A 26,573-nucleotide genomic window follows, 5' to 3' on the forward strand; every position below is an offset into this window, starting at 1 on the left:
GTCGACGCTCTCTTCCTAGCCAGGTCTCATGGAGACTTATAAGTCTAGGAAGGGATCGGCGATGGTGCGGGAAAACTTGTTTCAGCAGGCTCGCGTCTTCGCGGCTGAAGCCGCTCCTACAGGGGAACGCACAGGCCTTGAATGCGGCACTGTACCTGTAGGGGCGCCTTCAGCCGCGAAGCAGGCGACGCGGTTTTACTCGCCGATAGCGGCTTTATAGCCAGCGGCATCCAGCAGCTTGTCCAGATCAGCCGGGTTGCTTGGCTTGAGCTTGAAGATCCACGATGCGTAAGGTTCTTCGTTGAGCAGTTCCGGGCTGTCGGCCAGCTCTTCGTTGACCGCGATCACTTCGCCGGCAACCGGGGCATAGATGTCGGAAGCGGCCTTGACCGATTCGACCACACCAGCAGCGTCGCCAGCAGCGAACACCTTGCCGACTTCGGCCAGCTCGACGAACACCACGTCACCCAGCGCCTGCTGGGCGTGGTCGCTGATGCCGACGGTGACAGTGCCATCGGCTTCCAGGCGCGCCCACTCGTGGCTTTCGGCGAAACGCAGATCGGCGGGGATATTGCTCATGTCTTGAATTCCTCGTTTGGGTCAGCGGTTCGGCCCGCCGTTGAATGTTCAGATCAAAATCTTGCCGTGGCGCACGAAGGTCGGTTTGACCACCCGCACCGGGTACCATTTGCCGCGGATCTCGACCTCGGCGCGGTCACCGGTGGCCATGGGCACGCGCGCCAGGGCGATGGACTTGCTCAGCGTAGGCGAGAAACTACCACTGGTGATCTCTCCTTCGCCAATCCCGGCTACACGAACCACCTGGTGAGCCCGCAGAACGCCGCGCTCCTCCAGCACCAGGCCAACCAGTTTTTCCTGCACGCCACGCTCGATTTCCGCCAGCAGGCTGGTACGGCCGACAAAGTTGCGCTCTGCCGGCTCCCAGGCAATGGACCAGCCGAGGTTCGAGGTCAACGGGGTGTGGCTTTCGTCGATGTCCTGGCCGTACAGGTTCATGCCGGCTTCCAGGCGCAGGGTATCGCGCGCGCCCAAGCCGCTCGGCGCGATGCCGGCGCCAACCAGGTCGTTGAAGAAGGCGACGGCCTGATCGCCCGGCAGGATAATCTCCAGGCCGTCTTCACCGGTGTAGCCGGTACGGGCAATGAACCAGTTGCCTTCGGCAACACCTTCGAACGGGCGCAGTTCACGGATCAGCGCGGCACGGGCAGGGCTCAGCAGCGCGGCGACTTTCTCGCGGGCATTCGGCCCCTGGATGGCGAGGATGGCCAGGTCGGGGCGAACGTCGAACGATACGCTGAAACCGGCGCTCTGCCGCTGCAACCACTCGGTGACCTTGGCCCGGGTGGTCGCGTTGGTGACCAGGCGGTAACCGCTCTGGGTACGGTAAACGATCAGATCGTCGATGACCCGGCCGTCTTCGTTGAGCAATGGGCTGTAAAGGGCCTTGCCAGTGCTGTCGAGACGGGCCACGTCGTTGGCCAGCAAACGCTGCAGCCAGGGAGTGGCATCTTCACCGGCAATGTCGATGACCGTCATGTGGGAAACATCGAAGACACCGCAGTCGCTGCGCACCTGATGGTGCTCCTCGACCTGCGAGCCATAGTGCAGCGGCATGTCCCAGCCGCCGAAATCGACCGTCTTGGCGCCGAGCGCCAGGTGCAAGTCGTACAAAAGCGTGCGCTGTCCCATGGGTTTCTCCTTCCGGGCGTGGCGAAGCGGCGGCGGTCGATGACGTTTGATCGTCAGCTCTTCTTGTAGGACCCGCCGCGCGAATGCCGCGCATTGTAGCCGCAAGGGCGCAAGCTGGCATCCTTAGTGACTGTGACCCGGACGACGCGCTGAACGACGGATCAGCCCGATGACCGGCAGTAGCCCTACCAGCACCAACGTCAACGCCGGCAGCGAGGCACGCGCCCATTCGCCTTCGCTGGTCATCTCGAACACCCTGACGGCCAGGGTGTCCCAGCCGAACGGGCGCATCAGCAAGGTGGCGGGCATTTCCTTGAGCACATCGACGAACACCAGCAACGCGGCGCTCAAGACCCCTGGCACCAGCAGCGGCAGATACACCTTGAAAAACAACCGCACGCCACCGACGCCAAGGCTGCGCGAGGCTTCCGGCAAGGAGGGGCGGATGCGCTCCAGGCTGCTCTCCAACGGGCCATGGGCCACGGCGATGAAGCGCACCAGGTAAGCCAGCAGCAAGGCCGCCAGGCTGCCCAACAGCAGCGGCTTGCCTGCACCACCCAACCAGGTGGACAGCGGAATGACCAGCTGATTGTCGAGGTAACTGAATGCCAGCATGATGGAGACCGCCAGCACCGAGCCAGGCAAGGCATAGCCCAGGTTGGCCAGGCCAACGCCAGCGCGAATGCCGGCCGTCGGCGCCTGACGGCGGGCGAAAGCCAGCAGCAATGCCACGCAAACGGTGATCAGAGCGGCCATGCCGCCCAGGTACAGCGTGTGCAGCACCAGGCCGACATACCGCTCGTCCAGGTCATGCCGACCGCGCTGCCAGCACCACACCAGCAACTGCAGCAGTGGAATGACGAATGCGCAGGCGAACACCAGCAGGCACCAGCCGCTGGCGAGCAGCGCCTTGGCCCCGCGCAAGTGATAGAGCGCATGCCCGCGCGGGCGTTCGTTGCCGCTGCGGGTTGCGCCACGGGCGCGGCGCTCGCCGTACAGCACCAGCATTACCGCGAGCAGCAGCAGACTGGCCAGCTGGGCTGCGCTGGACAGGCTGAAGAAGCCGTACCAGGTCTTGTAGATCGCCGTGGTGAAGGTATCGAAGTTGAACACCGCCACTGCACCGAAATCGGCCAGGGTCTCCATCAGCGCCAGGGCGACGCCCGCGCCAATCGCAGGCCGCGCCATTGGCAAAGCCACCCGCCAGAAGGCCTGCACGGGCGACAGGCCGAGTACCCGGGCGGCCTCCATCAAACCCTTGCCCTGGGCCAGGAACGCCGAGCGCGCCAACAGGTAGACGTAGGGGTAGAACACCAGCACCAGGACGAAGATCACCCCGCCGGTGGAGCGGACCCGTGGCAGGCGCATGGGCCCGAACACCTCGCGCAAGGCGCTCTGCACAGGGCCGGCAAAGTCCAGCAAGCCGACGAAGACAAAGGCCAGCACATAGGCCGGGATGGCGAACGGCAGCATCAGCGCCCAGTCGAGCCAGCGCCGGCCGGGGAACTCGCAGAGGCTGGTCAGCCAGGCCAGGCTGACGCCGAGCAGGGTCACCCCGATACCAACGCCGACCACCAAGGTTGCGGTATTGCCCAGCAGGCGCCCCATCTGGGTGTCGAGCAGGTGCGACCAGATCTGCAGGTCGACCGACTGCCAGGACAGCAGCAGCACGCTCAGGGGCAGGAGCACCAGGGCGGCGGTCAGGGTGACCGGGAGGTACCAGCGGCGTTGGGCAGTATGGGGCAAGGTTGGATTCTCGATTGCGCTGGCGGCCTGCTACTTAATTCCAGCCAGCGCGATCCATCAGACGAATAGCTTCGGCCTGGCGCTTGCCGGCCACTTCAACGGGAATGCTGTCAGCCTTGAAGCTGCCCCAAGCCACCACTTCGTCCGACGGTTTGACCTTCGGGTTGGCCGGGAACTCCTGGTTGATGTCGGCAAACAGCTTCTGCGCCTTCTCGCCAGTCATCCATTCCACCAGCTTCCTCGCGGCTTCCGGGTGCGGCGCATGCTTGGTCAGGCCGATGCCCGACAGGTTGACATGCACGCCGCGGTCGCCCTGGTTGGGCCAGAATATCTTCACCGGCAGTTTCGGGTTCTGCGCGTGCAGGCGACCGTAGTAGTAGGTGTTGACCACCCCGACATCGCACTGGCCGGCCTCGATGGCCTGGATCACCGAGTTGTCGTCAGAGAACACATCGGTGGCCAGGTTGCCGACCCAGCCTTTGACGATCTGCTCGGTCTTGGCCTCACCGTGGTTCTCGATGAGCGTGGCGGTCAGCGACTGGTTGTAAACTTTCTTCGCCGTGCGCAGGCACAGGCGGCCTTCCCAGTGCTTGTCGGCAAGGGCTTCGTAGGTGCTCAGCTCAGCCGGCTTTACCCGTTCGGTGGAGTAGACGATGGTCCGTGCGCGCAGGCTCAGGCCGGTCCAGTCATGGGATGAGGCACGGTACTGCGGTGGAATGTTCTGGTCGATGATGGCCGACTTGATCGGCTGCAGGATGCCCATCTGCTCGGCCTGCCACAAGTTGCCGGCATCGACGGTGAGCAGCAAGTCGGCCACACCGTTCTCGCCCTCGGCCTTGATGCGCTGCATCAGCGGGGCTTCCTTGTCGGTGATGAACTTGACCTTGACCCCCGTCTCGGCGGTGTAGGCGTCGAATACCGGCTTGATCAGCTCGTCGATGCGCGAGGAGTACACCACCACTTCGTCCGCCGCCTGAGCGGTGCCGCCGAACAGGGTCAGGGCCAGGGCGGCCAGTAGGGGCTTGCGTGGCAACATGGAAAGCACTCCTCGGATCGTATGAGAGGCGCAAATGGTAGTGAATCCCATTTTCCAGCTCATCATCAGAGCAGTTACCGGATGTTGCAGAGGGACGCAAAGCGCCCCCGTGGTCTCAAGCCTTGGCCAGTTCCGGCAGGTCCCCGGTCAGCCCCAACGCCTGGCGCACGAACATCGCCTTGGCCTCCGGCATCTGCTCCACCAGCTTCAACCCGCTGTTACGCAACCAGCGCAACGGCAACGGATTGGCCTGGAACAACCGCTCGAAACCTTCCATTGCCGCCATCAACGCAAGGTTGTGCGGCATGCGCCGGCGCTCATAACGGCTGAGCACTTTCACATCCGCCAACTGCTCGCCGCGCTCGCTGGCATGCTCCAGCACCTCGGCCAACACCGCAGCATCGAGAAAGCCCAGGTTGACGCCTTGCCCGGCCAACGGGTGAATGGTGTGTGCGGCATCGCCAATCAGCACCAGCCCTTCGTCCACGTAGCGCTTGGCGTGACGCTGGCGCAACGGCACGCAGACGCGCGGGTCGGCCTCCAGCACCTCACCCAGTCGCCCCTCGAAGGCCCGCGCCAAAGCCTTGAGGAAAGCCGGCTCATCCAGCGCCATGATCTGCTCGGCCTGCTCCGGAGTCGTCGACCAGACAATCGAGCACCAATCCTGCTTGCCGTCACGCGACAGCGGCAGGAAGGCCAGCGGCCCCTCGTCGGTGAAGCGCTGCCAGGCGGTGGCCTGGTGCGCGGCGCTGCAGCGCACACTGGTGACGATCGCATGGTGCAGGTAATCCCACTCCCGCGTCTCGCAGCCAGCCAGGCGGCGCACCGCCGAGTTGGCGCCGTCGGCGGCCACCACCAGCGGCGTACGCAACTGACGGCCATCGGCCAGGGTCAGCAGCCATTCGTCACCGGAGCGGCGCAGCTGCTCCAGGCGGGCATTGGGCAACAGGCCGATGTCGCTATCGTGCAGGCGCTCCAGCAGCCCGTCCTGCACCACCCGGTTCTCGACGATATGGCCGAGCACCTGGGCATGCACACTGGCGGCCGAGAAATGTATCTGACCGGTACCGCTGCCGTCCCACACATGCATGTCGGAATACGGCGACACGCGCCGCCCGGCGATGCCGTCCCAGGCCCCGAGGCGTTCGAGGATGCGCTGGCTGGCCGCCGACAGGGCACTGACCCGCGGCTCGAACGGTGCATCGGCGTCGAACGGTTTGACCGACAGCGGGCCGCCGTCGAGCAGGACAATTTCCAGGCCGCTGTGGCGAAGCGCCAGGGCCAGGGCGCTGCCGACCATACCGGCACCGACAATCAACAGATCTGCGCGCATTTCCATGCCTTACGCCTGCCTCGCTTGCGGCTTGAGCCGCACGTATAGGGTTTTATCGACCCGTGCCACCAGCTCGCCGGCTTCGTCACGGATATCGACCTGCACACGCGGCAGGTACTTCTTGCCGGTGGCCGTCTGCTGGCGGATGTCGTCCAGCAGCGCGTCATCGACGTGGAATTCGGCGTACACCGTGCCCTTGCCCGGCGCAATGAAATCGATGCTGGCAGCCTTGTCCCAGACAATGTATTCGCGGCCCAGCTGCTCGATCAGCAGCAACATGTAGAACGGGTCGACCATCGAATACAGGCTGCCGCCGAACTGGGTACCGACGTAATTGCGATTCCAGCGGGTCAGCTTCATGCGTACCTTGACGCTGCGCATGTCCGGGCTGATGTGCTGGATGTGGATGCCTGCGCCGAGGTACGGCGGGTAGACATTCAGCAGCCAGCGCAACATGCGCGCGCGGCGCGCCAGCCTGCGCGGGTTGCTCATGCCTGGCCCCGCGGATCGGGGCGGGTCCCGAGGCCCATGGCCTGGCGAGCGAACCAGCTTTTTGCCGGTGGCAACAGGTCAAGCCCGAGCAGGCCGATGTTGCGCCCGGCCGCCAGCAGTGGCTGGTTGCTGCCGAACAGGCGGGTGACCTGGTCGGAGAAGCCGATGGTCAGGGCCTGGTCGAGACGCTGGCGCTGGTGATAGGCCTGCAAAGTGGCGAGATCGCCCGGATGCTGCGGGCCGAGCAGCAGCGCGTCGGCCAGCGCCTGCACATCACGCAGCGACAGGTTGAAACCCTGGCCGGCAATCGGGTGCAGGCTGTGCGCGGCGTTGCCCAGCACCACCAGGTGTGGACGAACCTGCTCCTGGGCTTCGATCAGTGCCAGCGGGTAGAGATGCCTGGCACCGACTTGGCGCAGGCCGCCGAGCCGATAACCAAAGGCATCCTGCAACTCCCGCAGGAAACTGCGCTCGTCGATCTCGGCCAGACGCTTGGCATCCATCCCCTGCCGCGTCCAGACCAGCGCGCAGCGGTTTTCCGGCAGTGGCAGCAAGGCCATGGGACCTTGCTCGGTGAAACGCTCAAAGGCTTGGCCGCGGTGGGCCTCGCCGGGTGTGATGTTGGCGATCAGCGCGCTTTGCTCATAGGGCGTACGGCGCACGTGGATACCCAACTGCTCACGCAGGCCGGAGCGGCCACCGTCAGCCAGCACCGCCAGGTCACACTCCAGGCTGGTGTCGTCGTCCAGCAGCAGGCGGTAGCCACCCTCGATGGCTTGCATCGCCTTCACTTCGGCCGGGCAGCGCCAGCTCACCACCTCACTGTCCAGCCCTTGCCACAGGCACTGCCCGAGCCAGGCGTTCTCCACCACGTATCCCAGGGCCGGCACGCCTTCTTCCATGGCGTCCAGGCGGGTGGCGCCGAAACGGCCACGGTCGGAAACCTGGATCTGCCGGATCGGCTCGGCGCGCGGGCTGATGGTTTGCCAAAGGCCGAGGTGCTGGTAGATCTGCCGAGTACCGAACGACAGTGCCGAAGAGCGCGCATCGTAGCTGGGCTGGAAGCTGTCGCCGGGGGCGAACGGCTCGATCAGCAGGATCTTCCAGCCGCGCGCCTTGGCGCCTGCCTGCAGGGCCAAAGCCAGGCTTGCGCCCACCAGACCACCACCGATGATCGCCAGGTTGACCCGACTCATGCCGCGTCCTTGCGCGCAGCCTGCATCAGCGCCTCGATCTCGGCAACCGTGCGGGGCACACCCGAGGTCAGAATTTCACAACCTTGCTTGGTCACTACCACGTCGTCCTCGATCCTGATACCGATGCCGCGCCATTTCTTCGCGACCTCCTGGTTGTCGGCGGCTATGTAAATGCCTGGCTCGACAGTCAGTGCCATGCCGGGCTCCAGCACCCGCCACTCGCCACCGACCTTGTATTCGCCGACATCGTGCACGTCCATGCCCAGCCAGTGCCCGGCGCGGTGCATGTAGAAAGCCCGGTAAGCCTCGCTGTCGATCAGCGCCTGCACCTCACCCTTGAGCAAACCGAGCTCCACCAGGCCCTCGGTGATCACCCGCACGGTCGCCTCATGGGCGTGGTTCCAGTGCTTGCCCGGGGCGATCTCGGCAAAGGCGGCAGCCTGCGCCTTGAGCACCAGCTCATAGATCGCCTTCTGCTCGGGCGAAAAACGCCCGCTGACCGGGAAGGTGCGGGTGATGTCGCTGGCGTAGCAATCGATCTCGCAACCGGCATCGATCAGCACCAGGTCGCCATCCTTGAGCGGCGCATCATTCTGCTGATAGTGCAGGATGCAGCCATTGCGCCCGGCGGCGACGATCGAGCCGTAGGCCGGCATCTTCGCCCCACCCTTGCGGAATTCGTAGTCCAGCTCGGCTTCCAGGCTGTACTCGTGCAACCCGGCCCGGCAGGCCTGCATGGCGCGCACATGGGCGCGCGCAGAGATCTGCGCAGCCGCACGCATCACCTTCACTTCCGCTGCCGATTTATACAGGCGCATATCGTGCAGCAGATGATCCAGCGCAACGAACTCGTTTGGCGGCTGGGCGCCGAGGCGCGCCTTGGAGCGGATCACGTTGATCCAGTCCATCAACCGGCGGTCGAACTCAGCGTTGCTGCCCATGGCGCTGTAGACCCGCTCGCGGCCTTCGATCAGGCCCGGCAGGATCTCGTCGATATCGGTGATCGGGAAGGCATCGTCCGCGCCATAGTCACGGATTGCGCCTTCCTGGCCGGCACGCAGCCCGTCCCACTGCTCACGCTCCGGGTTGCGCTCGCGGCAGAACAGCACGTACTCGCCATGCTCGCGGCCAGGGATCAGTGCAATCACCGCCTCAGGCTCGGGGAAGCCGCTGAGGTACTGGAAATCGCTGTCCTGGCGGTACACGTGCTCGACGTCGCGGTTGCGGATGGCAACGGCGGCGGCGGGCAGAATGGCGATGCTGTTGGGGACCATCTGCGCCATCAGCGCCTTGCGCCGACGGGCATACTCGGCCTTGGGTATGTGGCTCATGGGCAGAACTACCCCCGGTTGATCAGTGCAGCGAAGGTTTTGGTGCGGGTGCGGCAGGCGCGGCCAGCTCCGTGTACAGCAGCAGCGGTGCGACGCGCAGGTACTCCATGACTTCCATGTAGTCGCTTTCGCCGTCTTCGGATTCCTCGAGGGCTTCCTGGACCTGGGAAATGGCCACCAGGTCCTGCAGCACTTCCTTGGCTTCGGTAGACAGGTCCTGCCCCCCGGCGTTCAGGCCGAAGCCGGTGATGAAACCCTGGCACCACTGGCCCAGCGCTTCGGCGCGGTCGGCAAGTGCCGCATCGTCGCTCGGCAGCAGCAGGACAATGGCCATGTCTTCGCTGCTCAGCTCGCCCTTGACCATCTCCTGCAGGCCGATCAGGGCATTGCGCACGGCGTCACCGGGTTCGGTTTCCAGCAGTTGGGCGGCATCAGCCAGCCAGGCCTCGGCATCGAAGCCTGCGCCGGCACAACTGCGGCCGATCAGCAGGCCGTGCAGTTCGGCAGGGGTTACAGGGTGGCCATTGCTGGAAAGGAGCATGGCGAAGGCAACGTAAGGCGATTGAGTATTAGGCATGGTCGGCTAGGCGCCAGACGGCGCATTTGACTAGAATGAAGACCTTGTATCCTAGCACCGGCAGGCGCGCCAAGACCATCGGCACTGGCCGCCGCTGCGCCGGGAGAGGCATCCTCGCAGGGTGATTCAACGACGGAGCGAATCGAGTGCAACCCACGCAAGAGAACGACCTGCAAGCGCTGATGAGCCGATTCGAGTTGCTGATTGAACGCATCGAGCAACTAAAACGGCAAAATGCACTCCTAGTAGCTCAGGAAAAATCCTGGCGCGAAGAGCGCGCCCACCTCATCGAAAAGAACGAGATCGCCAAGCGCAAGGTCGAGTCGATGATTTTACGCCTGAAGGCCCTGGAGCAAGACTCATGAGTTCAAGCAATAGCGTCACCGTGCAGATCCTCGACAAGGAGTATTCGATCATCTGCCCGCCGGAAGAGCGCAACAACCTGGTCAGCGCCGCGCGCTACCTGGACGGCAAGATGCGCGAGATCCGCAGCAGCGGCAAGGTGATCGGTGCAGACCGCATTGCGGTCATGGCGGCGTTGAATATCACTCACGAGATGCTGCACCGCCAGGAGGATCGCGCCGACGCCCCAGTGAGTGGCACCAGCCGTGAACAGGTGCGGGACCTGCTGGAGCGGGTCGATCAGGCGTTGTCCGACGATGCGGGTACCAAAAACGGCTGAGATTGGTATACTGGCGCCACTCCCTGGGGGATGCGCCAGTCGGTTATGTCCCTGAGCCGATACGCACAACCACGGGGGTTGCACGCTGGGGCCGGTGTGCATGTCCGCCCGACGGAAAGCCTTAACGCCCCCTGCAATCTCCACCTTGAACTTTCGGGTTCAAGGGCTACACCGATAGCGGTCTTATCGGGGAGCCTGATTCCTCCTGCCGAGCGCTCAGCTGGGCAATCCGACACCTGGGATAACCAGTGCCATGACCGAAACTGCGTCGCTTTCCCGCCCCCAGCTTCGTCGCCTGCTTCGCAATGCCCGCCGCGCCCTGACACCCGCACAGCAGCACCAGGCCTCACGCGGCCTGTACCGCCAATTGGCGCAGCACCCCTTGTTTCGCCGCGCCCGGCATATCGCCCTGTACCTGCCCAACGACGGTGAAATCGACCCGCGCCTGCTGCTGCGCGAGGCTCAGCGCCGGGGCAAGCGCACTTACCTGCCGGTACTGCATGCCTGGCCGCGCACACGCATGGTGTTCCAGCGTTTCGAGCAGGGCGAAAAACTCAAGCGCAACCGCTTCCGTATTCCCGAGCCATTGACCGACCGTCGGCGCCAGCGCCCGGTCTGGTCGCTGGACCTGATCCTGTTGCCACTGGTCGGCTTCGATGAGGTCGGTGGGCGACTGGGCATGGGCGGGGGGTTCTACGACCGCAGCCTGGCCTACCAGGCACGTCGCAAGACCTGGAAGAAACCATTGCTGCTGGGGCTGGCGCATGAGTGCCAGAAGGTCGAGCGACTGACGCAAGCCAGTTGGGACGTACCGCTGCAAGGGACGGTCAGCGACCGCAGCTGGTACCTGGCGCCGACCTGAGCGGCGTTAGCGGGTAGTTCAGCGTTTCTGCAGGGTAGCGTCGACCGGTGTCTGATAGGCGGTATCCAGCTTGCGCTCCCAGATACCCTGGGCATAACCGGTGGTGACCACACCAAGACCAAAGATGAAGACCAGGATCCACAGTAGATCCGGTTTGCGTTGGTTCATCGAAGAATGCCCCCCTAGGCATACGTTCAGGCTCGGCGACCTTCTCGGTGCCGCCGGAGCGTCTAGCTTTAAAATCGGCGCATTTTCCGACAACCTGAGTCGACAACGCAAACGTTGACGCCAACCGGCTGTCGGTTTCGTGCAACAGGTTATTTCAAACCTTTTCAGGAGCAGTATCCATGGCCTATTGGCTGATGAAATCCGAGCCCGAAGAACTCTCGATCGAAGGCCTTGGCCGGCTGGGCGAGGCGCGCTGGGATGGCGTACGCAACTATCAGGCGCGCAATTTCATACGGGCCATGAGCGTAGGCGACGAGTTTTTCTTCTACCACTCCAGCTGTCCGCAGCCGGGCATTGCCGGCATCGCTCGAATCACTGCAGCGGCCTACCCTGACCCGACGGCACTGGACCCGGAAAGCCACTATTTCGACGCCAAGGCCAATGCCGAGAAGAACCCGTGGAGCGCGGTAGATGTGGCCCACGTGAAAACTTTCCGTCAGGTGCTGGGGCTGGGTTTGCTGAAGCAGCAGAGTGCGCTGGCAGAGCTGCCGCTGGTGCAGAAAGGCTCGCGGCTGTCGGTGATGCCGGTGACTGAAGAGCAGTGGGCGGCGATCATTGCGCTGGCGCGCTGAACCGGTTCCACACAGGCCAATAAAGACAAAGGGCGCCTTGCGGCGCCCTACTCACAGACAGGTAGGCTTGTTATCGCCTGTTACCTGCCCGGCTCTGTAATTGCTGGATAGACCAGGATCCGCAGAGTCTCACAAGCCCCTCTCGGGAACGCACTCAGTATGGTGCATCCTGCATGCCACTGACAACTGTCGGCACTGTTGCCGGATGTGTGAAGCCCAGCGCAAAGCTGACAGCTTCCCGTACAGCGGCAAAATGCTCAGGCTGCATCGTCAATACCACATACTCTCGACCACCACCTCGGCGCGACTTGATGCGACACCTGTCCAATCTGGTTATGGAGACGGTGTAAACCATGTCGCACTTGGCCCAGCATGCCAAAGCAGAGCCCGGCAGATAACTAGGCAACACGACATGATGCCTGGCCAACCGCTCAGGCTCCGTCGTACTCAGTGGCACTATCGTCACCAATTGTTGATTATGGCTATGTTTGCGAAGGACAACGACCGGACGAATCTTGACCATCTCAGGTACCTGAAAACCTGAGAAATCGCACATCAGCACCGTCGCTTCCTTTGGCTGATACCTCAATGGCATTTGCCAACTTCTCTCGAACGCCTGAACCCATGCGCAATCTAGCGTGGTAGAGACATCACGAGTCGAAAATTGGCAGGCCTACAGGAAAGATAGAGTTCTCCTACGCCATAGGTGCCATCAGAAAAGCCTAATCACTGCACAATCAAGTTATTGAACAGCAGATCCTCGACAATCGGCTTGCCCTCTTCCGATTCCATCACCTGCTGCACCTGCTTCAACGCTTCCTGGCGCAGCTTCTCCTTGGCCTCGACGTTGCTCATGCTATCCACCGTCTGCTGGGTGAACAGTGCGACCAATTGATTACGGATCAACGGCTCCTGGTGCTTGACCGCAGCCGCCGCAGCATCGCCGGTTACGCGCAGGGCCACATCGGCCTTGTACACGCGCAGCTTGGGGCTGCCATCGAGGGCGTAGTTGCCGACGAAGGGCGGGCTCAGGGTGATGTAGGCAACCTTCGGCTCCCCTTCCTTGGCTTCCTCGGCCATGGCCGCCGCTGGCAGCATCAGCGCCAGTACCATCAAGATCCACGCTTTCACGAATTCGCTCCTCAAAACAATTGGCGCCAGCTTACCCAGCATGCCGTTCAAACCCAAGCCCAGGCTTATGCCAGCACATCAGGGCGGGCCATGCTCGTTGACCCGGCAGACGACCCTCCTACACTTATCGGCCACTACACGCAAAGGAATAGCCCGATGAAAGCTGTGTTGTGCAAAACCCTGGGCCCAGCTCGTGACCTGGTGCTGGAGGAAGTGGCGAGTCCGGTGCCGAAGAAGAACGAGATCCTGCTCGATGTGCAGGCCGCCGGGGTCAACTTCCCCGACACGCTGATCATCGAAGGCAAATACCAGTTCCAGCCCCCCCTGCCTTTTTCACCGGGTGGCGAAGCCGCTGGGGTGATCGCAGCGGTCGGCGAACGGGCTGGGGCCTTCAAAGTCGGCGACCGGGTGATGGCCCTGACCGGCTGGGGAGCATTTGCCGAGCAGGTGGCGGTGCCGTTCTACAACGTGATGCCAATCCCCGAGCACATGGATTTTGCCACCGCCGCCGCGTTCGGCATGACCTATGGCACCTCGATACATGCATTGAAGCAGCGCGGCCAACTGCAGCCCGGCGAAACCCTGCTGGTGCTCGGTGCCTCCGGTGGTGTTGGCTTGGCAGCGGTAGAAATTGGCAAGGCCATGGGCGCAAGAGTGATCGCCGCAGCCAGCAGCGCCGAGAAACTTGCCGTTGCCAAGGCCGCAGGGGCTGACGAAACGATCGACTACAGCCAGGCCAGCCTCAAGGAAGAAATCAAACGCCTGACCGGTGGCCAGGGCGTGGATGTGATCTACGATCCGGTAGGCGGTGAGCTGTTCGACCAGGCCGTGCGTGGACTGGCGTGGCAGGGCCGACTACTGGTGGTGGGCTTTGCCAGCGGGACGATTCCGCAGATGGCGGCAAACCTGGTGCTACTCAAGGGGGCCGCTGTGCTCGGGGTGTTCTGGGGGGCCTTTGCCCAGCGCCAGCCCGAGGACAATGCGGCGAACTTCCGGCAGCTGTTTGCCTGGCATGCCGAGGGCAAGCTGAAACCCTTGGTGTCGAAGACTTATCCACTGGCTGAAGCCGGGGCCGCCATTGACGCGTTGGGGCAGCGGCGGGCTGTGGGTAAGTTGGTGGTACTGGCCAGGTAGGCAGGACCGGCCTCCTGTAGGTAAACCCGCACCTACAGGATTGTGCGATCCCTGTGGGAGCGGGTTTATCGGGGCGCCGAACCGCCGCGAAGAGGCCCGTGCAAGCTATGACAGCGCCGGAACCGCGCCTCGAGGTTGCGATCAGGCATCTGATGGCTGCGCAGCGCATTCAGTGTCTGCTCGACATAATCCCGCGTGGTGCCGTAGCGCCCTTTGGCACTGGCCAGAATCTGGCTAAGCAACGTATCCGGCAAGTTGCCTGCATAACACGGCAAGTGCCGCTCCAGTACGAAGCCCAAGGCCTGGACCTTGCTGCCATCACCCAGTCGGCAGCTAAGCCAGTGCGGCCGATAAGCTGGGTAAGGCATCTCCCGCTGCCACAGGGCCATCAGTGAATCGTCGAGGTTGCTTTCCTCCAGACGGTAGGCAAAACCGCTGCAAGAACCGCCGCGATCAAGGCCAAACACCAGGCCTGGCGTTTCCGGCGTACCCCGGTGCTCGTGCGACCACAGGTACAACCCGCGGTGATAACCATGCACTCGAGCCCGCTGGCGCTCCACGGAATTGCATTCCGGGCGCCAGATCAACGAACCATAGGCGAACAACCAGACCGGGCCACCTTCATGGCGGGACATGGTCGTTTGCATGGAGTTGAGCAATTGCTCACGGGTCAGTTGCTGGCCGAAGTCGAGCGTCGGTGGATAGGTAACTTCCCAGGACAAACTTTCAAGTGCCGACATAAGCTGCCGCCATTATTCCCTGTGTACTACGCATAAAGCTGGAGGCGCTGGCGACGCGGCCTGCGCAGCCGCGCCACGGGCGCTTGCAGTAACCATAGGATAGAACCGCAGCAATACTCAAGTCCCATGAACAGTGTTTCACGTACAGTTCCGACGACTGGGAAGTATTGTTTCTGTGGCCGCGAAAGTTAATGGCCCAGGCGGTAACAATGACCGCCTTATACCCACTACTTCAAACTTCGGTTATTAACTGCGTGGTGCGTAGGCAAACACATCGGCGCGCATGCGATGCGCATCCATGCCAGCCTCGACCAGTGCGTCGAGGGTGGCGTAGACCATGTTCGGAGAACCGCTGGCATACACATGCACGGTATTGAGGTCTTTCACATCTTCACGCACCGCGTCGTGCAGCATGCCGCAACGCCCTTCCCAGCCACAGAGGTCACTGACCACTTTGTGCAAGAACAGGTTGGGCAAGCGCTCCCATTCAGCCCAATGCTCGATGCTGTAGAAGTCTTCCGGGCGGCGCACGCCCCAGTACAGGTGCACCGGGTGCTTGAAACCCTGGGCGCGGCAATGTTCGACCAAGCTGTGCATCTGGCCCATGCCGGTGCCAGCGGCAATCAGCACCAGCGGCCCGTCAGGCAGTTCGGCGAGGTGGGTATCGCCGAATGGCATTTCGATACGCGCCATGCGGTCACGCTGCAACTGCGCCAGCAACTGCAGCGCGCTAGCCTCGCGGCCCAGCACATGCAGCTCGAGCTCGCGCCCGGAATGTGGCGCAGAGGCCAGCGAAAAGGCCGCCGGCTTGCCGCCCTCACGCTCGATCATCAGGTACTGCCCAGCATGGTACCGCGGCGGCTTGCCGGCTGGCGCCAGCAGGCGCACGCGCCAGACGTCGCCGCCGACCTCGACGCATTCGCTCAGGCTGCACGCCAGTTTGCGCACTGGCAGCTCGCCCGGGGCCAGCACACCATCCCAGAGCAACACACAGTCCTCCAGCGGTTCGGCGATGCAGGTAAACAACTCGCCATGGTCACGGACTTCACCGTCCTGACGCACGCTTCCTTCGACCAACAACGCGGCGCAGACATGGCAATTGCCATTGCGGCAGCTATTCGGGCAGTCATAGCCCAGCCGCCGCGCCCCATCCAGGATCCGTTCCCCGGGTTCAAGCGCCAGCACCGCCCCGGACGGCTGCAACGTTACCTGCATCAATCTATTCCCAACTGATCCCACAGCTCATCGATACGGCGGGTGACGGCCTCGTCCTTGACGATAACCCGGCCCCATTCGCGTGTAGTCTCGCCCGGCCACTTGTGCGTGGCGTCCAGGCCCATCTTCGACCCCAGCCCGGATACCGGCGACGCGAAGTCGAGGTAATCGATCGGGGTGTTGTCGATCATCACCGTATCACGCTTGGGGTCCATGCGCGTGGTAATGGCCCAGATCACGTCGTTCCAGTCGCGAGCGTTGATGTCGTCGTCGGTGACGATAACGAACTTGGTGTACATGAACTGTCGCAGGAACGACCACACACCCAGCATCACGCGCTTGGCGTGGCCTGGGTACTGCTTTTTCATGGTCACCACCGCCATGCGGTACGAGCAGCCTTCAGGCGGCAGGTAGAAATCGACGATTTCCGGGAACTGCTTCTGCAGGATCGGCACGAACACTTCGTTCAGTGCCACACCCAGAATCGCCGGCTCATCCGGCGGCCGGCCCGTGTAGGTGCTGTGGTAGATCGGGTTTTGCCGGTGGGTGATGCGCTCGACGGTGAACACCGGGAAGCTGTCCACCTCGTTGTAATAGCCGGTGTGATCGCCATAAGGGCCTTCCGGGGCCATTTCGCCCGGGTGTATCACGCCTTCGAGGATGATCTCGGCGGTGGCGGGTACCTGCAGGTTGCTGCCACGGCACTTGACCAGCTCGGTACGATTGCCACGCAGCAGGCCGGCAAAGGCGTATTCGGAGAGGGTGTCCGGTACTGGCGTCACGGCGCCAAGGATGGTGGCCGGGTCAGCGCCCAGGGCCACGGCGACCGGGAACGGCTGGCCCGGGTTCTTTTCGCACCACTCACGGTAGTCCAGCGCGCCGCCTCGGTGGCTCAGCCAGCGCATGATCACCTTGTTGCGGCCGATCACCTGCTGGCGGTAGATGCCCAGGTTCTGGCGGTCCTTGTTCGGACCACGCGTCACCGTCAGGCCCCAGGTGATGAGCGGCGCCACGTCGCCCGGCCAGCAGTGCTGGATCGGCAACTGGCCGAGGTCGACATCGTCACCCTCGACGACCACTTCCTGGCACACCGCGTCCTTGACCACCTTGGGCGCCATCGACACGACCTTCTTGAAGATCGGCAGCTTGGACCAGGCATCTTTCAGACCTTTCGGCGGCTCGGGCTCCTTGAGGAAAGCCAGCAGCTTGCCGATCTCGCGCAGTTCGTCGACCGACTCGGCGCCCATGCCCATGGCCACGCGCTCTGGCGTGCCGAACAGGTTGCCGAGCACCGGCATATCGAAGCCGGTGGGCTTTTCGAACAACAAGGCCGGGCCCTTGGCGCGCAGGGTGCGGTCGCAGACCTCGGTCATTTCCAGGACTGGGGAAATCGGAACCTGGATGCGCTTGAGTTCACCGCGCTGCTCCAGGCCACGGATGAAGTCGCGCAAATCGCGATACTGCATGCATGAGCCTCGTGTTGGCCGTATCGGTCGGGGTGCTGAGTGTAGCGCCGTTAGGGCCGCAATAGCCAAAGTACAGATAGCAAAAAGCCGGGTTTCCCCGGCTTGTTGCGTGGTATGACGATCTTACTTGCGCTTCATCGACAAGAAGAACTCGTCGTTGGTCTTGGTCTGCTTGAGCTTGTCGACCAGGAACTCGATGGCGGCGATCTCGTCCATCGGGTGCAGCAGCTTGCGCAGGATCCACATGCGCTGCAGTTCGTCGTCGGCGGTCAGCAACTCTTCGCGGCGGGTACCGGAACGGTTGATGTTGATGGCCGGGAACACACGCTTCTCGGCGATACGACGGTCCAGGGGCAGTTCCATGTTGCCGGTACCCTTGAACTCTTCGTAGATCACTTCGTCCATCTTCGAGCCGGTTTCGACCAGCGCGGTGGCGATGATGGTCAGCGAGCCGCCTTCCTCGATGTTACGCGCGGCGCCGAAGAAGCGCTTCGGCTTCTCCAGGGCGTGGGCGTCGACACCACCGGTGAGTACCTTGCCGGAGCTCGGGATCACGGTGTTGTAGGCACGGGCCAGACGGGTGATGGAGTCCAGCAGGATGACCACGTCCTTCTTGTGCTCGACCAGGCGCTTGGCCTTCTCGATCACCATCTCGGCAACTTGCACGTGACGGGTTGGCGGCTCGTCGAAGGTCGAAGCGACCACTTCACCGCGCACGGTGCGCTGCATTTCGGTCACTTCTTCAGGGCGCTCGTCGATCAGCAGGACGATCAGGTGGCACTCTGGGTTGTTACGGGTGATGTTCGCCGCGATGTTCTGCAGCATGATGGTCTTACCGGCTTTCGGCGGAGCGACGATCAGGCCACGCTGGCCTTTGCCAATCGGGGCGCACAGGTCGATGACGCGACCGGTCAAGTCTTCGGTGGAGCCGTTGCCGGCTTCCATCTTCAGGCGCTTGTTCGGGAACAGCGGCGTCAGGTTTTCGAAGAGGATCTTGTTCTTCGCGTTTTCCGGGCGGTCGAAGTTGATGGTGTCGACCTTCAGCAGGGCGAAGTAACGCTCCCCTTCCTTCGGTGGGCGGATCTTGCCGACGATGGTGTCGCCGGTACGCAGGTTGAAACGGCGGATCTGGCTGGGCGAGACGTAGATGTCGTCAGGGCCGGCCAGGTAGGACGCATCAGCCGAACGCAGGAAACCGAAACCATCCTGGAGAATCTCCAGCACGCCGTCACCCGAGATCTCTTCGCCGCTTTTCGCGTGCTTTTTCAGCAGGGCGAAAATCACGTCCTGTTTGCGCGAACGGGCCATGTTTTCGATGCCCATCTGTTCGGCCATTTCCAAAAGATCGGTAATCGGCTTTTGCTTGAGTTCAGTCAGGTTCATAAGGGGAGTGACGTAATCATGTAAGAAGGGAGAATTAAGCTTTGGCTTAATGAGGCCGCGCCGCTTGATGGCGACAGGATCGCGTACTGATTCGAATTAGGGATGCTTCGGCGACGGCGTGCAGAGGGCACTGAAGAAGCAGTGCGAGGCCGAATGTAACACTTGCTTTTTTCTGCGTCTAGTGCTCTGAAAAAGAAAAAACCCCGCATTTGCGGGGTTTTTTCTTCACATCACAGGTGGGCGTCGAGGAACGCGGCCAGCTGCGATTTGGACAAAGCGCCGACCTTGGTGGCTTCGACGTTGCCGTTCTTGAACAGCATCAGGGTCGGGATGCCACGCACGCCGTGCTTGGCCGGGGTTTCCTGGTTTTCGTCGATGTTCAGCTTGGCGACGGTCAGTTTGCCCTCGTAGGAGGAGGCGATGTCGTCCAGAACCGGAGCGATCATCTTGCATGGACCGCACCATTCAGCCCAGTAGTCGACCAGCACCGGGCCTTGAGCCTGCAGGACTTCGGCATCGAAGGTGGCGTCGGTGACGTGTTTGATCAGATCGCTGCTCATGGATATCTCCAGGGTCGTAAGCAAAAAAACGTGGCCCATGATAGCGGCACCCAGGCCCTACAGGAAGTCACGGACGATTGAGTGTAACTATAGTTGTGCAAGACACCACGAATCCAAACTGTCACACAAGTGTCATAGCATGGAATGGCACATTGCCTTGCATCAAGGCCCGGTGCGGTGCGCGTTGGCGTCAGCCAAGGATCGTGGCACGATTGCCGGGTTACCGACCGAGAACACACAGAATGCCGCATACCTCCGCGAAGAACCTGTCCCTGATCGCCGCCATCGACCTGGGCTCCAACAGCTTCCACATGGTCGTGGCCAAGGCTCACCATACCGAAATCCGCATTCTCGAGCGGCTCGGCGAGAAGGTTCAGCTGGCCGCCGGCATCGACGATGAGCGCAAGCTCAGCGAAGAAGCCATGGAGCGAGGCCTGGAATGCCTCAAGCGTTTTGCCCAACTGATCAACGGCATGCCGGCAGGCTCCGTGCGCATCGTCGGCACCAATGCCTTGCGCGAAGCGCGCAACCGCAACGAATTCATCCAGCGCGCCGAAGCCATTCTCGGCCACCCGGTGGAGGTCATCTCCGGCCGTGAAGAGGCACGCCTGATCTACCTCGGCGTGTCGCACACCCTGGCCGACACGCCCGGCAAGCGCCTGGTCGCCGACATTGGCGGCGGCAGTACCGAGTTCATCATCGGCCAGCGCTTCGAACCGCTGCTGCGCGAAAGCCTGCAAATGGGCTGCGTGAGCTTCACCCAGCGCTACTTCCGCGACGGCAAGATCACCCCGGCGCGCTACGCCCAGGCCTACACCGCCGCACGCCTGGAGCTGATGAGCATCGAAAACGCCCTGCATCGCCTGACCTGGGACGAGGCCATCGGCTCGTCCGGCACCATCCGCGCCATCGGCGCCGCAATCAAGGCCGGCGGCCTGGGCAATGGCGAGGTGAATGCCGAGGGCCTGGCCTGGGTCAAGCGCAAGCTGTTCAAGCTCGGCGAGGCCGACAAGATCGATTTCGAAGGCATCAAACCCGACCGGCGTACCATCTTCCCGGCCGGCCTGGCGATTCTCGAAGCCATTTTCGACGCCCTGGAGCTGCAGCGCATGGACCACTGCGACGGCGCCTTGCGTGAAGGCGTGCTGTTCGACCTGCTCGGCCGCCATCACCACGAGGATGTACGCGAGCGCACCCTCAATTCGCTGATGGAGCGTTATCACGTCGACCAGGGCCAGGCGGCACGCGTCGAACGCAAGGCACTGCACGCCTTCGACCAGGTGGCCAAGGCCTGGAAGCTTGAGGAAGGCAACTGGCGCGACCTGCTGGGCTGGGCGGCTAAAATCCATGAAATCGGCCTGGATATCGCCCATTACCATTATCACAAGCATGGCGCCTACCTGATCGAGCACTCCGACCTGGCGGGGTTTTCTCGCGACGAGCAGCAGATGATGGCGCTGCTGGTGCGCGGCCATCGGCGCAACATTCCCAAGGACAAGTTTGCGGAGTTCGGCGACGAAGCCGTGCAGCTGATCCGCCTGTGCGTGCTGCTGCGCTTCGCCATCTTGTTCCACCACATCCGTGGCAACCAGCAGATGCCCAAGGTAGAACTGCAGGCCGGCGAAGACAGCCTTGAAGTGGTGTTCCCTGAAGGCTGGCTGGAACAGAACCAGCTGACCCAGGCCGACTTCGCCAATGAGGCGGAGTGGCTGGCCCGGGTCGGCTTCGTCCTCAGCGTACGTTGAGGACCGGGTTGCTCAGGCGCTCCAGCAGGGTCGCCTGGGCACTGCGTGGGTTCTGGTTACCGGTCGGGGTGCTGCGCACGTAGCGCCCGTCAGGCTGCAAGGTCCAGGCGTGGGTGTTGTCGGTCAGGTAGCCTTCCAGCTCCTTTTTCACCCGCAGCAACAACTTCTTGCCCTCGACCGGGAAGCACGTCTCGACGCGCTTGTCGAGGTTGCGTTCCATCCAGTCGGCACTGGACAGGTAGATCTGCTCTTCACCGCCATTGAGGAAGTAGAACACCCGCGTGTGCTCGAGGAAGCGGCCGATGATCGAGCGCACCTGGATGTTGTGCGAAACCCCCGGAATGCCTGGACGCAGGCAGCACATGCCGCGCACCACCAGGTCGATCTTCACGCCCGACTGGCTGGCCTTGTACAGCGCCTTGATGACCTTGGCGTCGGTCAGCGAGTTGAACTTGGCGATGATGTGCGCGGGCTTGCCTTCCAGGGCGAACTGAGTCTCCCGGGCGATCATGTCGAGCATGCCCTTCTTCAGGGTGAATGGCGCGTGCAGCAGCTTCTTCATGCGCAGGGTCTTGCCCATGCCGATCAGCTGGCTGAACAGCTTGCCGACGTCCTCGGTGAGGGCATCGTCGGAGGTCAGCAGGCTGTAGTCGGTGTACAGGCGGGCGTTACCGGCGTGGTAGTTGCCGGTACCGAGGTGGGCATAGCGCACGATCTCGCCCTGCTCGCGGCGCAGGATCAGCATCATCTTGGCGTGGGTCTTGAAACCGACCACACCGTAGATCACCACCGCACCAGCCGCCTGCAGGCGGCTGGCCATCTGCAGGTTTGACTCTTCGTCGAAGCGCGCGCGCAATTCGATCACCGCAGTGACCTCCTTGCCGTTACGCGCCGCATCCACCAAGGCGTCGACGATTTCCGAGTTGGCCCCGGAACGGTACAGGGTCTGGCGTACGGCGAGCACGTGCGGGTCCTTGGCGGCCTGGCGCAGCAGGTCGATCACCGGGGTGAAGGACTCGAAGGGGTGCATCAGCAGGATGTCCTGCTTGCCGATCACGCTGAAGATGTTGTCTGCGTTCTGCAGCAGCTTGGGGATCGCCGGGGTGAACGGCGTGTACTGCAACTCCGGGTGGCTGTCGAGGCCGGTGATGCTGAACAGGCGGGTCAGGTTGACCGGGCCGTTGACCTGGTAGAGCTCGCTCTCGCTCAGGCTGAATTGCTTGAGCAGATAGTCCGACAGGTGTTTCGGGCAAGTGTCGGCAACTTCCAGTCGCACGGCATCGCCGTAGCGGCGCGAGAACAGTTCACCGCGCAGCGCACGGGCAAGGTCGTCGACCTCTTCGGAGTCCAGCGCCAGGTCGGCGTTGCGGGTCAGGCGGAACTGGTAGCAACCCTTCACCTTCATGCCCTGGAACAGGTCATCGGCGTGGGCATGGATCATCGACGACAGGAAGACATAATTGTCGCCTGGGCCGCCAACGTCCTCCGGCACACGAATCACGCGCGGCAACAGGCGTGGCGCCGGGATGATCGCCAAACCGGAATCGCGACCGAAGGCGTCGACCCCTTCGAGCTCGACGATGAAGTTCAGGCTCTTGTTCACCAGCAGCGGGAACGGGTGGGTCGGGTCAAGGCCGATCGGGGTGATGATCGGCGCGATCTCGTCGCGGAAGTAACGGCGCACCCAGGTCTTGAGCTTGGGTGTCCAGTAGCGGCGCCGAATGAAGCGGATGGCGTGCTTTTCCAGCTCCGGCAGCAGCACATCGTTGAGGATCGCGTACTGGCGCTCGACCTCGATGTGCACCAGCTCACTGATACGTGCCAGCGCCTGATGCGGCTGCAGCCCATCGGCGCCGGCCAGTTCGCGGGCGAAGTTGATCTGCTTCTTCAGGCCGGCGACGCGAATCTCGAAAAACTCGTCGAGGTTGCTGGAAAAGATCAGCAGGAATTTGAGGCGCTCGAGCAGCGGATACGATTCGTCCAGCGCCTGCTCCAGCACACGGATGTTGAATTGCAGCTGGGAAAGTTCGCGATGAATGTACAGGCTGCTGTCGTCCAGGCTCGGGACGGCAATGGCCGGCGTCGGCGTCGGGGCCGGAGCGGCGACTTCGACCACCGGCTCGACGACCTCGGGCAGGTCTGGCGGGGTCTGTACCATCTGTTCGGGGACTGCCTGGGCGTCCTTGATCGCGACAGGGGTTAGCACTTCATTATTCATCTGACGTTCCTGAGGACGTTAACGCCCTATGATCAATTGAGCGGCAAGATAAGCGCCCATTATGACGGCTGTGTTACCGCTTCGCGCAAGCCGCGACTTAAGGCTGCCGGTATTGTCCGTGTAGGAATTGTTCACGTCGAGACACATTTGGACACTTTCACGAATGCGCGCGAAGGGGTAGGCTGCGCGTTCATTTCGCCAGCACCTCAGAAAATGCTCCAACAATTCCTGCAGGATTTCGGCTACTTTGCCCTTTTTCTAGGCACCTTCTTCGAAGGCGAGACCATTCTGGTACTTGCGGGATTCCTTGCGTTCCGCGAATACATGGACATCAAGCTGGTGGTGCTGGTGGCGTTCTGTGGCAGCTACGCTGGCGACCAGCTGTGGTACTTCATGGGCCGACGCCACGGGCGCAAGATCCTTGCGCGCAAGCCTCGCTGGCAGGCCATGGGTGACCGCGCGCTGGAGCATATCCGCCGCCACCCGGACATCTGGGTGCTGAGCTTCCGCTTCGTCTACGGCTTGCGCACGGTGATGCCGATCGCCATCGGCCTGTCTGGCTACTCGCCGCGTCGCTACCTGCTGCTCAACGGCATCGGCGCCGCCGTCTGGGCCCTGGTATTGGGCCTGGCGGCCTATCACTTCGGCGCCATCCTCGAAGGCATGCTGGGCAGCATCAAGAAGTACGAGCTATGGGTGCTCGGCGGCCTGTTGCTGCTGGGTGGCCTGCTCTGGCTGCGCCGGCGTTTCCGCACCCTGCGCGCCGAGCGCCGCGCGGCGGCAGAAGAACAGCCCGCCAGCGCTGAACAGCAGGTAAAAACCGAGAACCAGCCAGAACACGGGCACGACCACCGCTAAGCCCAGCGTGCCGGCCAGGTACAGCGCCGGCACCAGCGTCAGCAGGCGCGCCAGTTCCAGGCGCACCGCCCACGGCCGGTTTTCCAGGGCCGCACCCAGCACGAACAAGCCAAACGCCATCAGCGACCAACCCAGCACCAGCGCGGCGCTCGGCACACGCTCGGCCACGTCCATCAGATAACTGCCCAACGCGATGTAGACCGCGAACTGCACCGCCACGTACACCTGCCACGCCCGGCCCAGGGCAATCTCGAACTTGCGGAACAACGCCAGGTTCTGCTTCGCCTGTGGATAAGCTGTCGCGACATCGGCCGGGCGCCAGCCAGTGGGCATGAACCAGATGCGCAGCTTGTCCTTCCAGCTGCGCGTGCGGCGGGCATCGCCGTACAGCTGGGCATAGAACTGCAGGTTGGCCCACAGCGGATTCCAGCTGGCCAAGGGTGTGGTCACACCGAACACGACCGGCTCGGCCGGGTCTTCCTCCTTGAACGTGCCGAACAGACGGTCCCAGACAATGAACACGCCGCCGTAGTTGCGATCCAAGTAAACAGGATTCTGTGCATGGTGGACGCGATGGTTGGAGGGTGTGATCAACACCCACTCGAGCCAGCCAAGCTTGGGGATATGCCGGGTATGTACCCAGAACTGATACAGCAGGTTCAGCGACGCCACGGTGATGAATACCACGGGCGGCACGCCGATCAGCGCCAGCGGCAAGTAGAAGATCCACGAGAAGATGAAGCCACTGCTGGTCTGGCGCAGGGCGGTGGTGAGGTTGTACTCCTCGCTCTGGTGATGAACCGAGTGCGCCGCCCACAGGACGTTGCGCTCATGGCCCAGGCGGTGCAGCCAGTAGTAGCACAGGTCGTACAGCACGAAGGCCAGCAGCCAGACCCACATGGCATTCGACGGCAGACGCAGCAGCGCCAGGTGCTCCCAGGCCAGCGCATAGGTCAACAGCCCGACCCCTTTGGTCAACAGGCCGGTGCTGGTGGACAGCGCGCCGGTGCTGAGGCTGTTGATCGAATCGGCAAGGGTGAAGTTGCGTTGACCGCGCACACGGTCGGCAATCAGCTCCACAGCGATCAGCACGAAGAAGAACGGCACGGCCAGCAGAATCAGGTCCATGGGCAACGCTCGATAGGGTTATCCACAGAGATTAGGATGCGCCCGGCGTAATCCCTATGGCCACATCTGCCAAACTAGACGACATTTAGCGCCTCGAAAATGGAGTAATGAGCATGACCAAGAAAGTAGCGGTGATTCTTTCCGGCTGTGGTGTATACGACGGCGCGGAAATCCACGAAAGCGTGATCACCCTGCTGCGCCTGGACCAGCGCGGCGCACAGGTGCAGTGCTTTGCGCCGAACATTGCGCAGATGCACGTGATCGACCACCTGACCGGCCAGGAAATGCCCGAGTCACGCAATGTGCTGACCGAGTCGGCGCGAATCGCCCGTGGCGAAGTGAAGGACATCCGTGAGGCCAAGGCCGAGGATTTCGATGCGTTGATCGTGCCCGGCGGTTTCGGCGCGGCGAAGAACCTGTCCAACTTTGCCGTGGAAGGCACCGAATGCACGGTGAACCCGGACGTGCTGAGCCTGGCCGAAGCCTTTGCCGAAGCCTGCAAGCCGATCGGCCTGATCTGCATCTCGCCGGCGCTGGCGGCGAAGATCTATGGCCCGGGCGTGGTCTGCACCATCGGCAATGACGCGGGTACCGCGGCGGCGGTGGAAAAGATGGGCGGCAAGCACGAAGTGTGTGATGTGCATGACATCGTCGAAGACACCCAGCGCAAGCTGGTGACCACGCCGGCCTACATGGTGGCCAAGTCGATCAGTGAAGCCGCCAGTGGCATCTACAAGCTGGTGGACCGGGTGCTGGAGCTGACCCACGAAGGGGAGTGATCAGCCCTTGCTCAGGCGGGTAAGGATACGGTCCAGGGCATTGGCGAACGCCTGCTTCTCGCGCTCGCCATAGGGCGCCTGCCCGCCTCCGACCTGGCCCTGTTCACGCAGCTCGGTGAACAGGTTGCGCACCGCCAGGCGCTCGCCCATGTTGCGTTCGTCGAACTCGCGGCCACGCGGATCCAGCGCGGCCACGCCCTTCTTGATCAGCCGGTCAGCCAGCGGCACGTCGCTGCAGATCACCAGCTCGCCGGGCACGGCGTGCTCGACCAGGTAATCGTCGGCCGCGTCCATGCCGCTAGGCACCACGATCAGGCGGACGATCGAGAAGGCCGGTTTGGCAACGGCCTGGCCAGCCACCATGACCACCTCGAGCTGGCGCTTGAGGGCGAATTTGACGATCAGGTCTTTGGCTGCCTTGGGGCAGGCATCGGCGTCGATCCAGATGCGC

At 62.8% G+C, this 26,573-nt stretch carries 27 protein-coding genes, 1 other RNA gene and 1 pseudogene; 9 read left to right on the top strand and 20 right to left on the bottom strand.

Features of this window, described 5'->3' with window-relative positions:
- Positions 1 to 195 precede the first annotated feature (195 nt).
- The 9 genes from gcvH to HU738_RS07915 all read right to left on the bottom strand — a co-directional run bounded on the left by gcvH (position 196) and on the right by HU738_RS07915 (position 9,421).
- Positions 196 to 579, bottom strand: a complete 384-nt coding sequence (gene gcvH / locus HU738_RS07875; protein ID WP_054883889.1) for a glycine cleavage system protein GcvH — start codon at positions 577 to 579, stop codon at positions 196 to 198.
- 48 nt (positions 580 to 627) lie between these two features.
- Positions 628 to 1,710 carry a glycine cleavage system aminomethyltransferase GcvT gene (gene gcvT, locus HU738_RS07880; protein ID WP_186601930.1) on the bottom strand — a complete coding sequence of 361 codons (1,083 nt, stop codon included), beginning with the start codon at positions 1,708 to 1,710 and terminating at the stop codon, positions 628 to 630.
- 123 nt (positions 1,711 to 1,833) lie between these two features.
- On the bottom strand, positions 1,834 to 3,456 hold the full coding sequence (locus tag HU738_RS07885) for an ABC transporter permease (protein WP_186601931.1): 1,623 nt from the start codon (positions 3,454 to 3,456) through the stop codon (positions 1,834 to 1,836).
- Positions 3,457 to 3,490: 34 nt separating this feature from the next.
- Complete coding sequence (locus HU738_RS07890; RefSeq protein ID WP_176507546.1) at positions 3,491 to 4,492, bottom strand: extracellular solute-binding protein; 1,002 nt, start codon at positions 4,490 to 4,492, stop codon at positions 3,491 to 3,493.
- A 115-nt stretch (positions 4,493 to 4,607) separates the two neighbouring features.
- Positions 4,608 to 5,825 carry a 2-octaprenyl-3-methyl-6-methoxy-1,4-benzoquinol hydroxylase gene (locus HU738_RS07895; protein ID WP_186601963.1) on the bottom strand — a complete coding sequence of 406 codons (1,218 nt, stop codon included), beginning with the start codon at positions 5,823 to 5,825 and terminating at the stop codon, positions 4,608 to 4,610.
- A gap of 9 nt (positions 5,826 to 5,834) precedes the next feature.
- Entirely contained in the window at positions 5,835 to 6,317 is a 483-nt protein-coding gene (locus tag HU738_RS07900; protein ID WP_176507545.1) for a DUF4442 domain-containing protein, read from the bottom strand.
- Complete coding sequence (ubiH, locus tag HU738_RS07905; RefSeq protein WP_176507544.1) at positions 6,314 to 7,513, bottom strand: 2-octaprenyl-6-methoxyphenyl hydroxylase; 1,200 nt, start codon at positions 7,511 to 7,513, stop codon at positions 6,314 to 6,316. Before ubiH ends, HU738_RS07900 begins: the two co-directional genes overlap by 4 nt.
- Entirely contained in the window at positions 7,510 to 8,844 is a 1,335-nt protein-coding gene (pepP, locus tag HU738_RS07910; RefSeq protein WP_186601932.1) for a Xaa-Pro aminopeptidase, read from the bottom strand. Before pepP ends, ubiH begins: the two co-directional genes overlap by 4 nt.
- A 22-nt stretch (positions 8,845 to 8,866) precedes the next feature.
- On the bottom strand, positions 8,867 to 9,421 hold the full coding sequence (locus HU738_RS07915) for a YecA/YgfB family protein (RefSeq protein ID WP_176507542.1): 555 nt from the start codon (positions 9,419 to 9,421) through the stop codon (positions 8,867 to 8,869).
- Between the two features lie 182 nt (positions 9,422 to 9,603).
- Here HU738_RS07915 and HU738_RS07920 point away from each other — a divergent pair, with 182 nt between their 5' ends.
- The 4 genes from HU738_RS07920 to HU738_RS07935 all read left to right on the top strand — a co-directional run bounded on the left by HU738_RS07920 (position 9,604) and on the right by HU738_RS07935 (position 10,965).
- The gene (locus HU738_RS07920) at positions 9,604 to 9,786 is read left to right on the top strand and encodes a TIGR02449 family protein (protein WP_031322377.1); all 183 of its coding nucleotides are present in this window, start codon (positions 9,604 to 9,606) and stop codon (positions 9,784 to 9,786) included.
- Positions 9,783 to 10,103, top strand: a complete 321-nt coding sequence (locus HU738_RS07925) for a cell division protein ZapA (RefSeq protein WP_054883897.1) — start codon at positions 9,783 to 9,785, stop codon at positions 10,101 to 10,103. The genes HU738_RS07920 and HU738_RS07925 overlap by 4 nt, the downstream gene beginning before the upstream one ends.
- 17 nt (positions 10,104 to 10,120) lie before the next feature.
- Positions 10,121 to 10,300, top strand: a non-coding RNA gene (gene ssrS, locus HU738_RS07930) — 6S RNA.
- A gap of 56 nt (positions 10,301 to 10,356) precedes the next feature.
- A complete protein-coding gene (locus tag HU738_RS07935) occupies positions 10,357 to 10,965 on the top strand; it encodes a 5-formyltetrahydrofolate cyclo-ligase (protein ID WP_186601934.1) in 609 nt (202 codons plus the stop codon).
- An 18-nt stretch (positions 10,966 to 10,983) separates the two neighbouring features.
- On the opposite strand, the gene HU738_RS07940 is transcribed toward HU738_RS07935, so the two are convergent.
- Positions 10,984 to 11,133, bottom strand: coding sequence for a hypothetical protein (locus HU738_RS07940; protein ID WP_176507540.1), 150 nt, complete (start codon positions 11,131 to 11,133; stop codon positions 10,984 to 10,986).
- Positions 11,134 to 11,312: 179 nt separating this feature from the next.
- Here HU738_RS07940 and HU738_RS07945 point away from each other — a divergent pair, with 179 nt between their 5' ends.
- Complete coding sequence (locus tag HU738_RS07945) at positions 11,313 to 11,765, top strand: EVE domain-containing protein (RefSeq protein WP_186601936.1); 453 nt, start codon at positions 11,313 to 11,315, stop codon at positions 11,763 to 11,765.
- 154 nt (positions 11,766 to 11,919) lie between these two features.
- Here HU738_RS07945 and HU738_RS07950 read toward each other — a convergent pair whose 3' ends face one another.
- Positions 11,920 to 12,360, bottom strand: a complete 441-nt coding sequence (locus tag HU738_RS07950; protein WP_186601938.1) for a type II toxin-antitoxin system PemK/MazF family toxin — start codon at positions 12,358 to 12,360, stop codon at positions 11,920 to 11,922.
- A gap of 131 nt (positions 12,361 to 12,491) precedes the next feature.
- Positions 12,492 to 12,896, bottom strand: a complete 405-nt coding sequence (locus HU738_RS07955) for a flagellar basal body-associated protein FliL (protein WP_186601940.1) — start codon at positions 12,894 to 12,896, stop codon at positions 12,492 to 12,494.
- A 156-nt stretch (positions 12,897 to 13,052) separates the two neighbouring features.
- On the opposite strand from HU738_RS07955, the gene HU738_RS07960 reads away from it, so the two are divergent.
- Positions 13,053 to 14,030: an NADPH:quinone oxidoreductase family protein gene (locus tag HU738_RS07960; protein WP_186601942.1), complete on the top strand. Its 978-nt coding sequence runs from the start codon at positions 13,053 to 13,055 to the stop codon at positions 14,028 to 14,030.
- 65 nt (positions 14,031 to 14,095) lie between these two features.
- Here HU738_RS07960 and HU738_RS07965 read toward each other — a convergent pair whose 3' ends face one another.
- The 5 genes from HU738_RS07965 to trxA all read right to left on the bottom strand — a co-directional run bounded on the left by HU738_RS07965 (position 14,096) and on the right by trxA (position 19,394).
- Positions 14,096 to 14,770 carry a gamma-glutamylcyclotransferase gene (locus tag HU738_RS07965; RefSeq protein WP_186601944.1) on the bottom strand — a complete coding sequence of 225 codons (675 nt, stop codon included), beginning with the start codon at positions 14,768 to 14,770 and terminating at the stop codon, positions 14,096 to 14,098.
- A gap of 246 nt (positions 14,771 to 15,016) precedes the next feature.
- Complete coding sequence (locus tag HU738_RS07970) at positions 15,017 to 15,985, bottom strand: CDP-6-deoxy-delta-3,4-glucoseen reductase (protein WP_176507534.1); 969 nt, start codon at positions 15,983 to 15,985, stop codon at positions 15,017 to 15,019.
- Entirely contained in the window at positions 15,985 to 17,451 is a 1,467-nt protein-coding gene (ubiD, locus tag HU738_RS07975) for a 4-hydroxy-3-polyprenylbenzoate decarboxylase (RefSeq protein WP_099814417.1), read from the bottom strand. The genes HU738_RS07970 and ubiD overlap by 1 nt, the downstream gene beginning before the upstream one ends.
- Before the next feature lie 123 nt (positions 17,452 to 17,574).
- Positions 17,575 to 18,834 carry a transcription termination factor Rho gene (gene rho, locus HU738_RS07980; protein ID WP_003253661.1) on the bottom strand — a complete coding sequence of 420 codons (1,260 nt, stop codon included), beginning with the start codon at positions 18,832 to 18,834 and terminating at the stop codon, positions 17,575 to 17,577.
- Between the two features lie 230 nt (positions 18,835 to 19,064).
- Positions 19,065 to 19,394, bottom strand: a complete 330-nt coding sequence (gene trxA / locus HU738_RS07985; RefSeq protein ID WP_054883904.1) for a thioredoxin TrxA — start codon at positions 19,392 to 19,394, stop codon at positions 19,065 to 19,067.
- Between the two features lie 242 nt (positions 19,395 to 19,636).
- On the opposite strand from trxA, the gene ppx reads away from it, so the two are divergent.
- Entirely contained in the window at positions 19,637 to 21,139 is a 1,503-nt protein-coding gene (gene ppx / locus HU738_RS07990) for an exopolyphosphatase (RefSeq protein WP_176507533.1), read from the top strand.
- Here the strand turns inward: ppx and ppk1 are convergent.
- Positions 21,126 to 23,357: a polyphosphate kinase 1 gene (gene ppk1, locus HU738_RS07995; protein WP_176507532.1), complete on the bottom strand. Its 2,232-nt coding sequence runs from the start codon at positions 23,355 to 23,357 to the stop codon at positions 21,126 to 21,128. The genes ppx and ppk1 overlap by 14 nt on opposite strands.
- Positions 23,358 to 23,570: 213 nt before the next feature.
- On the opposite strand from ppk1, the gene HU738_RS08000 reads away from it, so the two are divergent.
- Positions 23,571 to 24,215, top strand: a complete 645-nt coding sequence (locus HU738_RS08000; RefSeq protein ID WP_186601945.1) for a DedA family protein — start codon at positions 23,571 to 23,573, stop codon at positions 24,213 to 24,215.
- A 501-nt stretch (positions 24,216 to 24,716) separates the two neighbouring features.
- Here HU738_RS08000 and HU738_RS26185 read toward each other — a convergent pair.
- Positions 24,717 to 25,343 (bottom strand): annotated as a pseudogene (locus HU738_RS26185) (sterol desaturase family protein); the annotation flags it as partial.
- A 113-nt stretch (positions 25,344 to 25,456) separates the two neighbouring features.
- Between HU738_RS26185 and elbB the strand changes: the two are divergent.
- Positions 25,457 to 26,122: an isoprenoid biosynthesis glyoxalase ElbB gene (gene elbB / locus HU738_RS08010; RefSeq protein ID WP_099814415.1), complete on the top strand. Its 666-nt coding sequence runs from the start codon at positions 25,457 to 25,459 to the stop codon at positions 26,120 to 26,122.
- Here the strand turns inward: elbB and HU738_RS08015 are convergent.
- Positions 26,123 to 26,573, bottom strand: a 451-nt coding sequence (locus HU738_RS08015; protein ID WP_217871437.1) for a YaiI/YqxD family protein, incomplete at its 5' end; no start/stop codon positions are given.

The organism is Pseudomonas vlassakiae (genome assembly GCF_014269035.2).
GTDB lineage: Bacteria > Pseudomonadota > Gammaproteobacteria > Pseudomonadales > Pseudomonadaceae > Aquipseudomonas > Aquipseudomonas vlassakiae.

Bases quoted from the DNA above. Each gene is read 5' to 3' on its own strand.
- HU738_RS08000 (WP_186601945.1), top strand. From the start codon at position 23,571: ATGCTCCAACAATTCCTGCAGGATTTCGGCTACTTTGCCCTTTTTCTA.
- elbB (WP_099814415.1), top strand. From the start codon at position 25,457: ATGACCAAGAAAGTAGCGGTGATTCTTTCCGGCTGTGGTGTATACGAC.
- ppx (WP_176507533.1), top strand. From the start codon at position 19,637: ATGCCGCATACCTCCGCGAAGAACCTGTCCCTGATCGCCGCCATCGAC.
- HU738_RS07895 (WP_186601963.1), bottom strand. From the start codon at position 5,825: ATGCGCGCAGATCTGTTGATTGTCGGTGCCGGTATGGTCGGCAGCGCC.
- HU738_RS07965 (WP_186601944.1), bottom strand. From the start codon at position 14,770: ATGTCGGCACTTGAAAGTTTGTCCTGGGAAGTTACCTATCCACCGACG.
- rho (WP_003253661.1), bottom strand. From the start codon at position 18,834: ATGAACCTGACTGAACTCAAGCAAAAGCCGATTACCGATCTTTTGGAA.
- HU738_RS07890 (WP_176507546.1), bottom strand. From the start codon at position 4,492: ATGTTGCCACGCAAGCCCCTACTGGCCGCCCTGGCCCTGACCCTGTTC.
- HU738_RS07915 (WP_176507542.1), bottom strand. From the start codon at position 9,421: ATGCCTAATACTCAATCGCCTTACGTTGCCTTCGCCATGCTCCTTTCC.
- HU738_RS07925 (WP_054883897.1), top strand. From the start codon at position 9,783: ATGAGTTCAAGCAATAGCGTCACCGTGCAGATCCTCGACAAGGAGTAT.
- ppk1 (WP_176507532.1), bottom strand. From the start codon at position 23,357: ATGAATAATGAAGTGCTAACCCCTGTCGCGATCAAGGACGCCCAGGCA.
- HU738_RS07920 (WP_031322377.1), top strand. From the start codon at position 9,604: ATGAGCCGATTCGAGTTGCTGATTGAACGCATCGAGCAACTAAAACGG.
- ubiH (WP_176507544.1), bottom strand. From the start codon at position 7,513: ATGAGTCGGGTCAACCTGGCGATCATCGGTGGTGGTCTGGTGGGCGCA.
- gcvH (WP_054883889.1), bottom strand. From the start codon at position 579: ATGAGCAATATCCCCGCCGATCTGCGTTTCGCCGAAAGCCACGAGTGG.
- HU738_RS07970 (WP_176507534.1), bottom strand. From the start codon at position 15,985: ATGCAGGTAACGTTGCAGCCGTCCGGGGCGGTGCTGGCGCTTGAACCC.
- HU738_RS07950 (WP_186601938.1), bottom strand. From the start codon at position 12,360: ATGCCATTGAGGTATCAGCCAAAGGAAGCGACGGTGCTGATGTGCGAT.
- HU738_RS07935 (WP_186601934.1), top strand. From the start codon at position 10,357: ATGACCGAAACTGCGTCGCTTTCCCGCCCCCAGCTTCGTCGCCTGCTT.
- HU738_RS07940 (WP_176507540.1), bottom strand. From the start codon at position 11,133: ATGAACCAACGCAAACCGGATCTACTGTGGATCCTGGTCTTCATCTTT.
- HU738_RS07900 (WP_176507545.1), bottom strand. From the start codon at position 6,317: ATGAGCAACCCGCGCAGGCTGGCGCGCCGCGCGCGCATGTTGCGCTGG.
- ubiD (WP_099814417.1), bottom strand. From the start codon at position 17,451: ATGCAGTATCGCGATTTGCGCGACTTCATCCGTGGCCTGGAGCAGCGC.
- pepP (WP_186601932.1), bottom strand. From the start codon at position 8,844: ATGAGCCACATACCCAAGGCCGAGTATGCCCGTCGGCGCAAGGCGCTG.
- HU738_RS07945 (WP_186601936.1), top strand. From the start codon at position 11,313: ATGGCCTATTGGCTGATGAAATCCGAGCCCGAAGAACTCTCGATCGAA.
- HU738_RS07960 (WP_186601942.1), top strand. From the start codon at position 13,053: ATGAAAGCTGTGTTGTGCAAAACCCTGGGCCCAGCTCGTGACCTGGTG.
- gcvT (WP_186601930.1), bottom strand. From the start codon at position 1,710: ATGGGACAGCGCACGCTTTTGTACGACTTGCACCTGGCGCTCGGCGCC.
- trxA (WP_054883904.1), bottom strand. From the start codon at position 19,394: ATGAGCAGCGATCTGATCAAACACGTCACCGACGCCACCTTCGATGCC.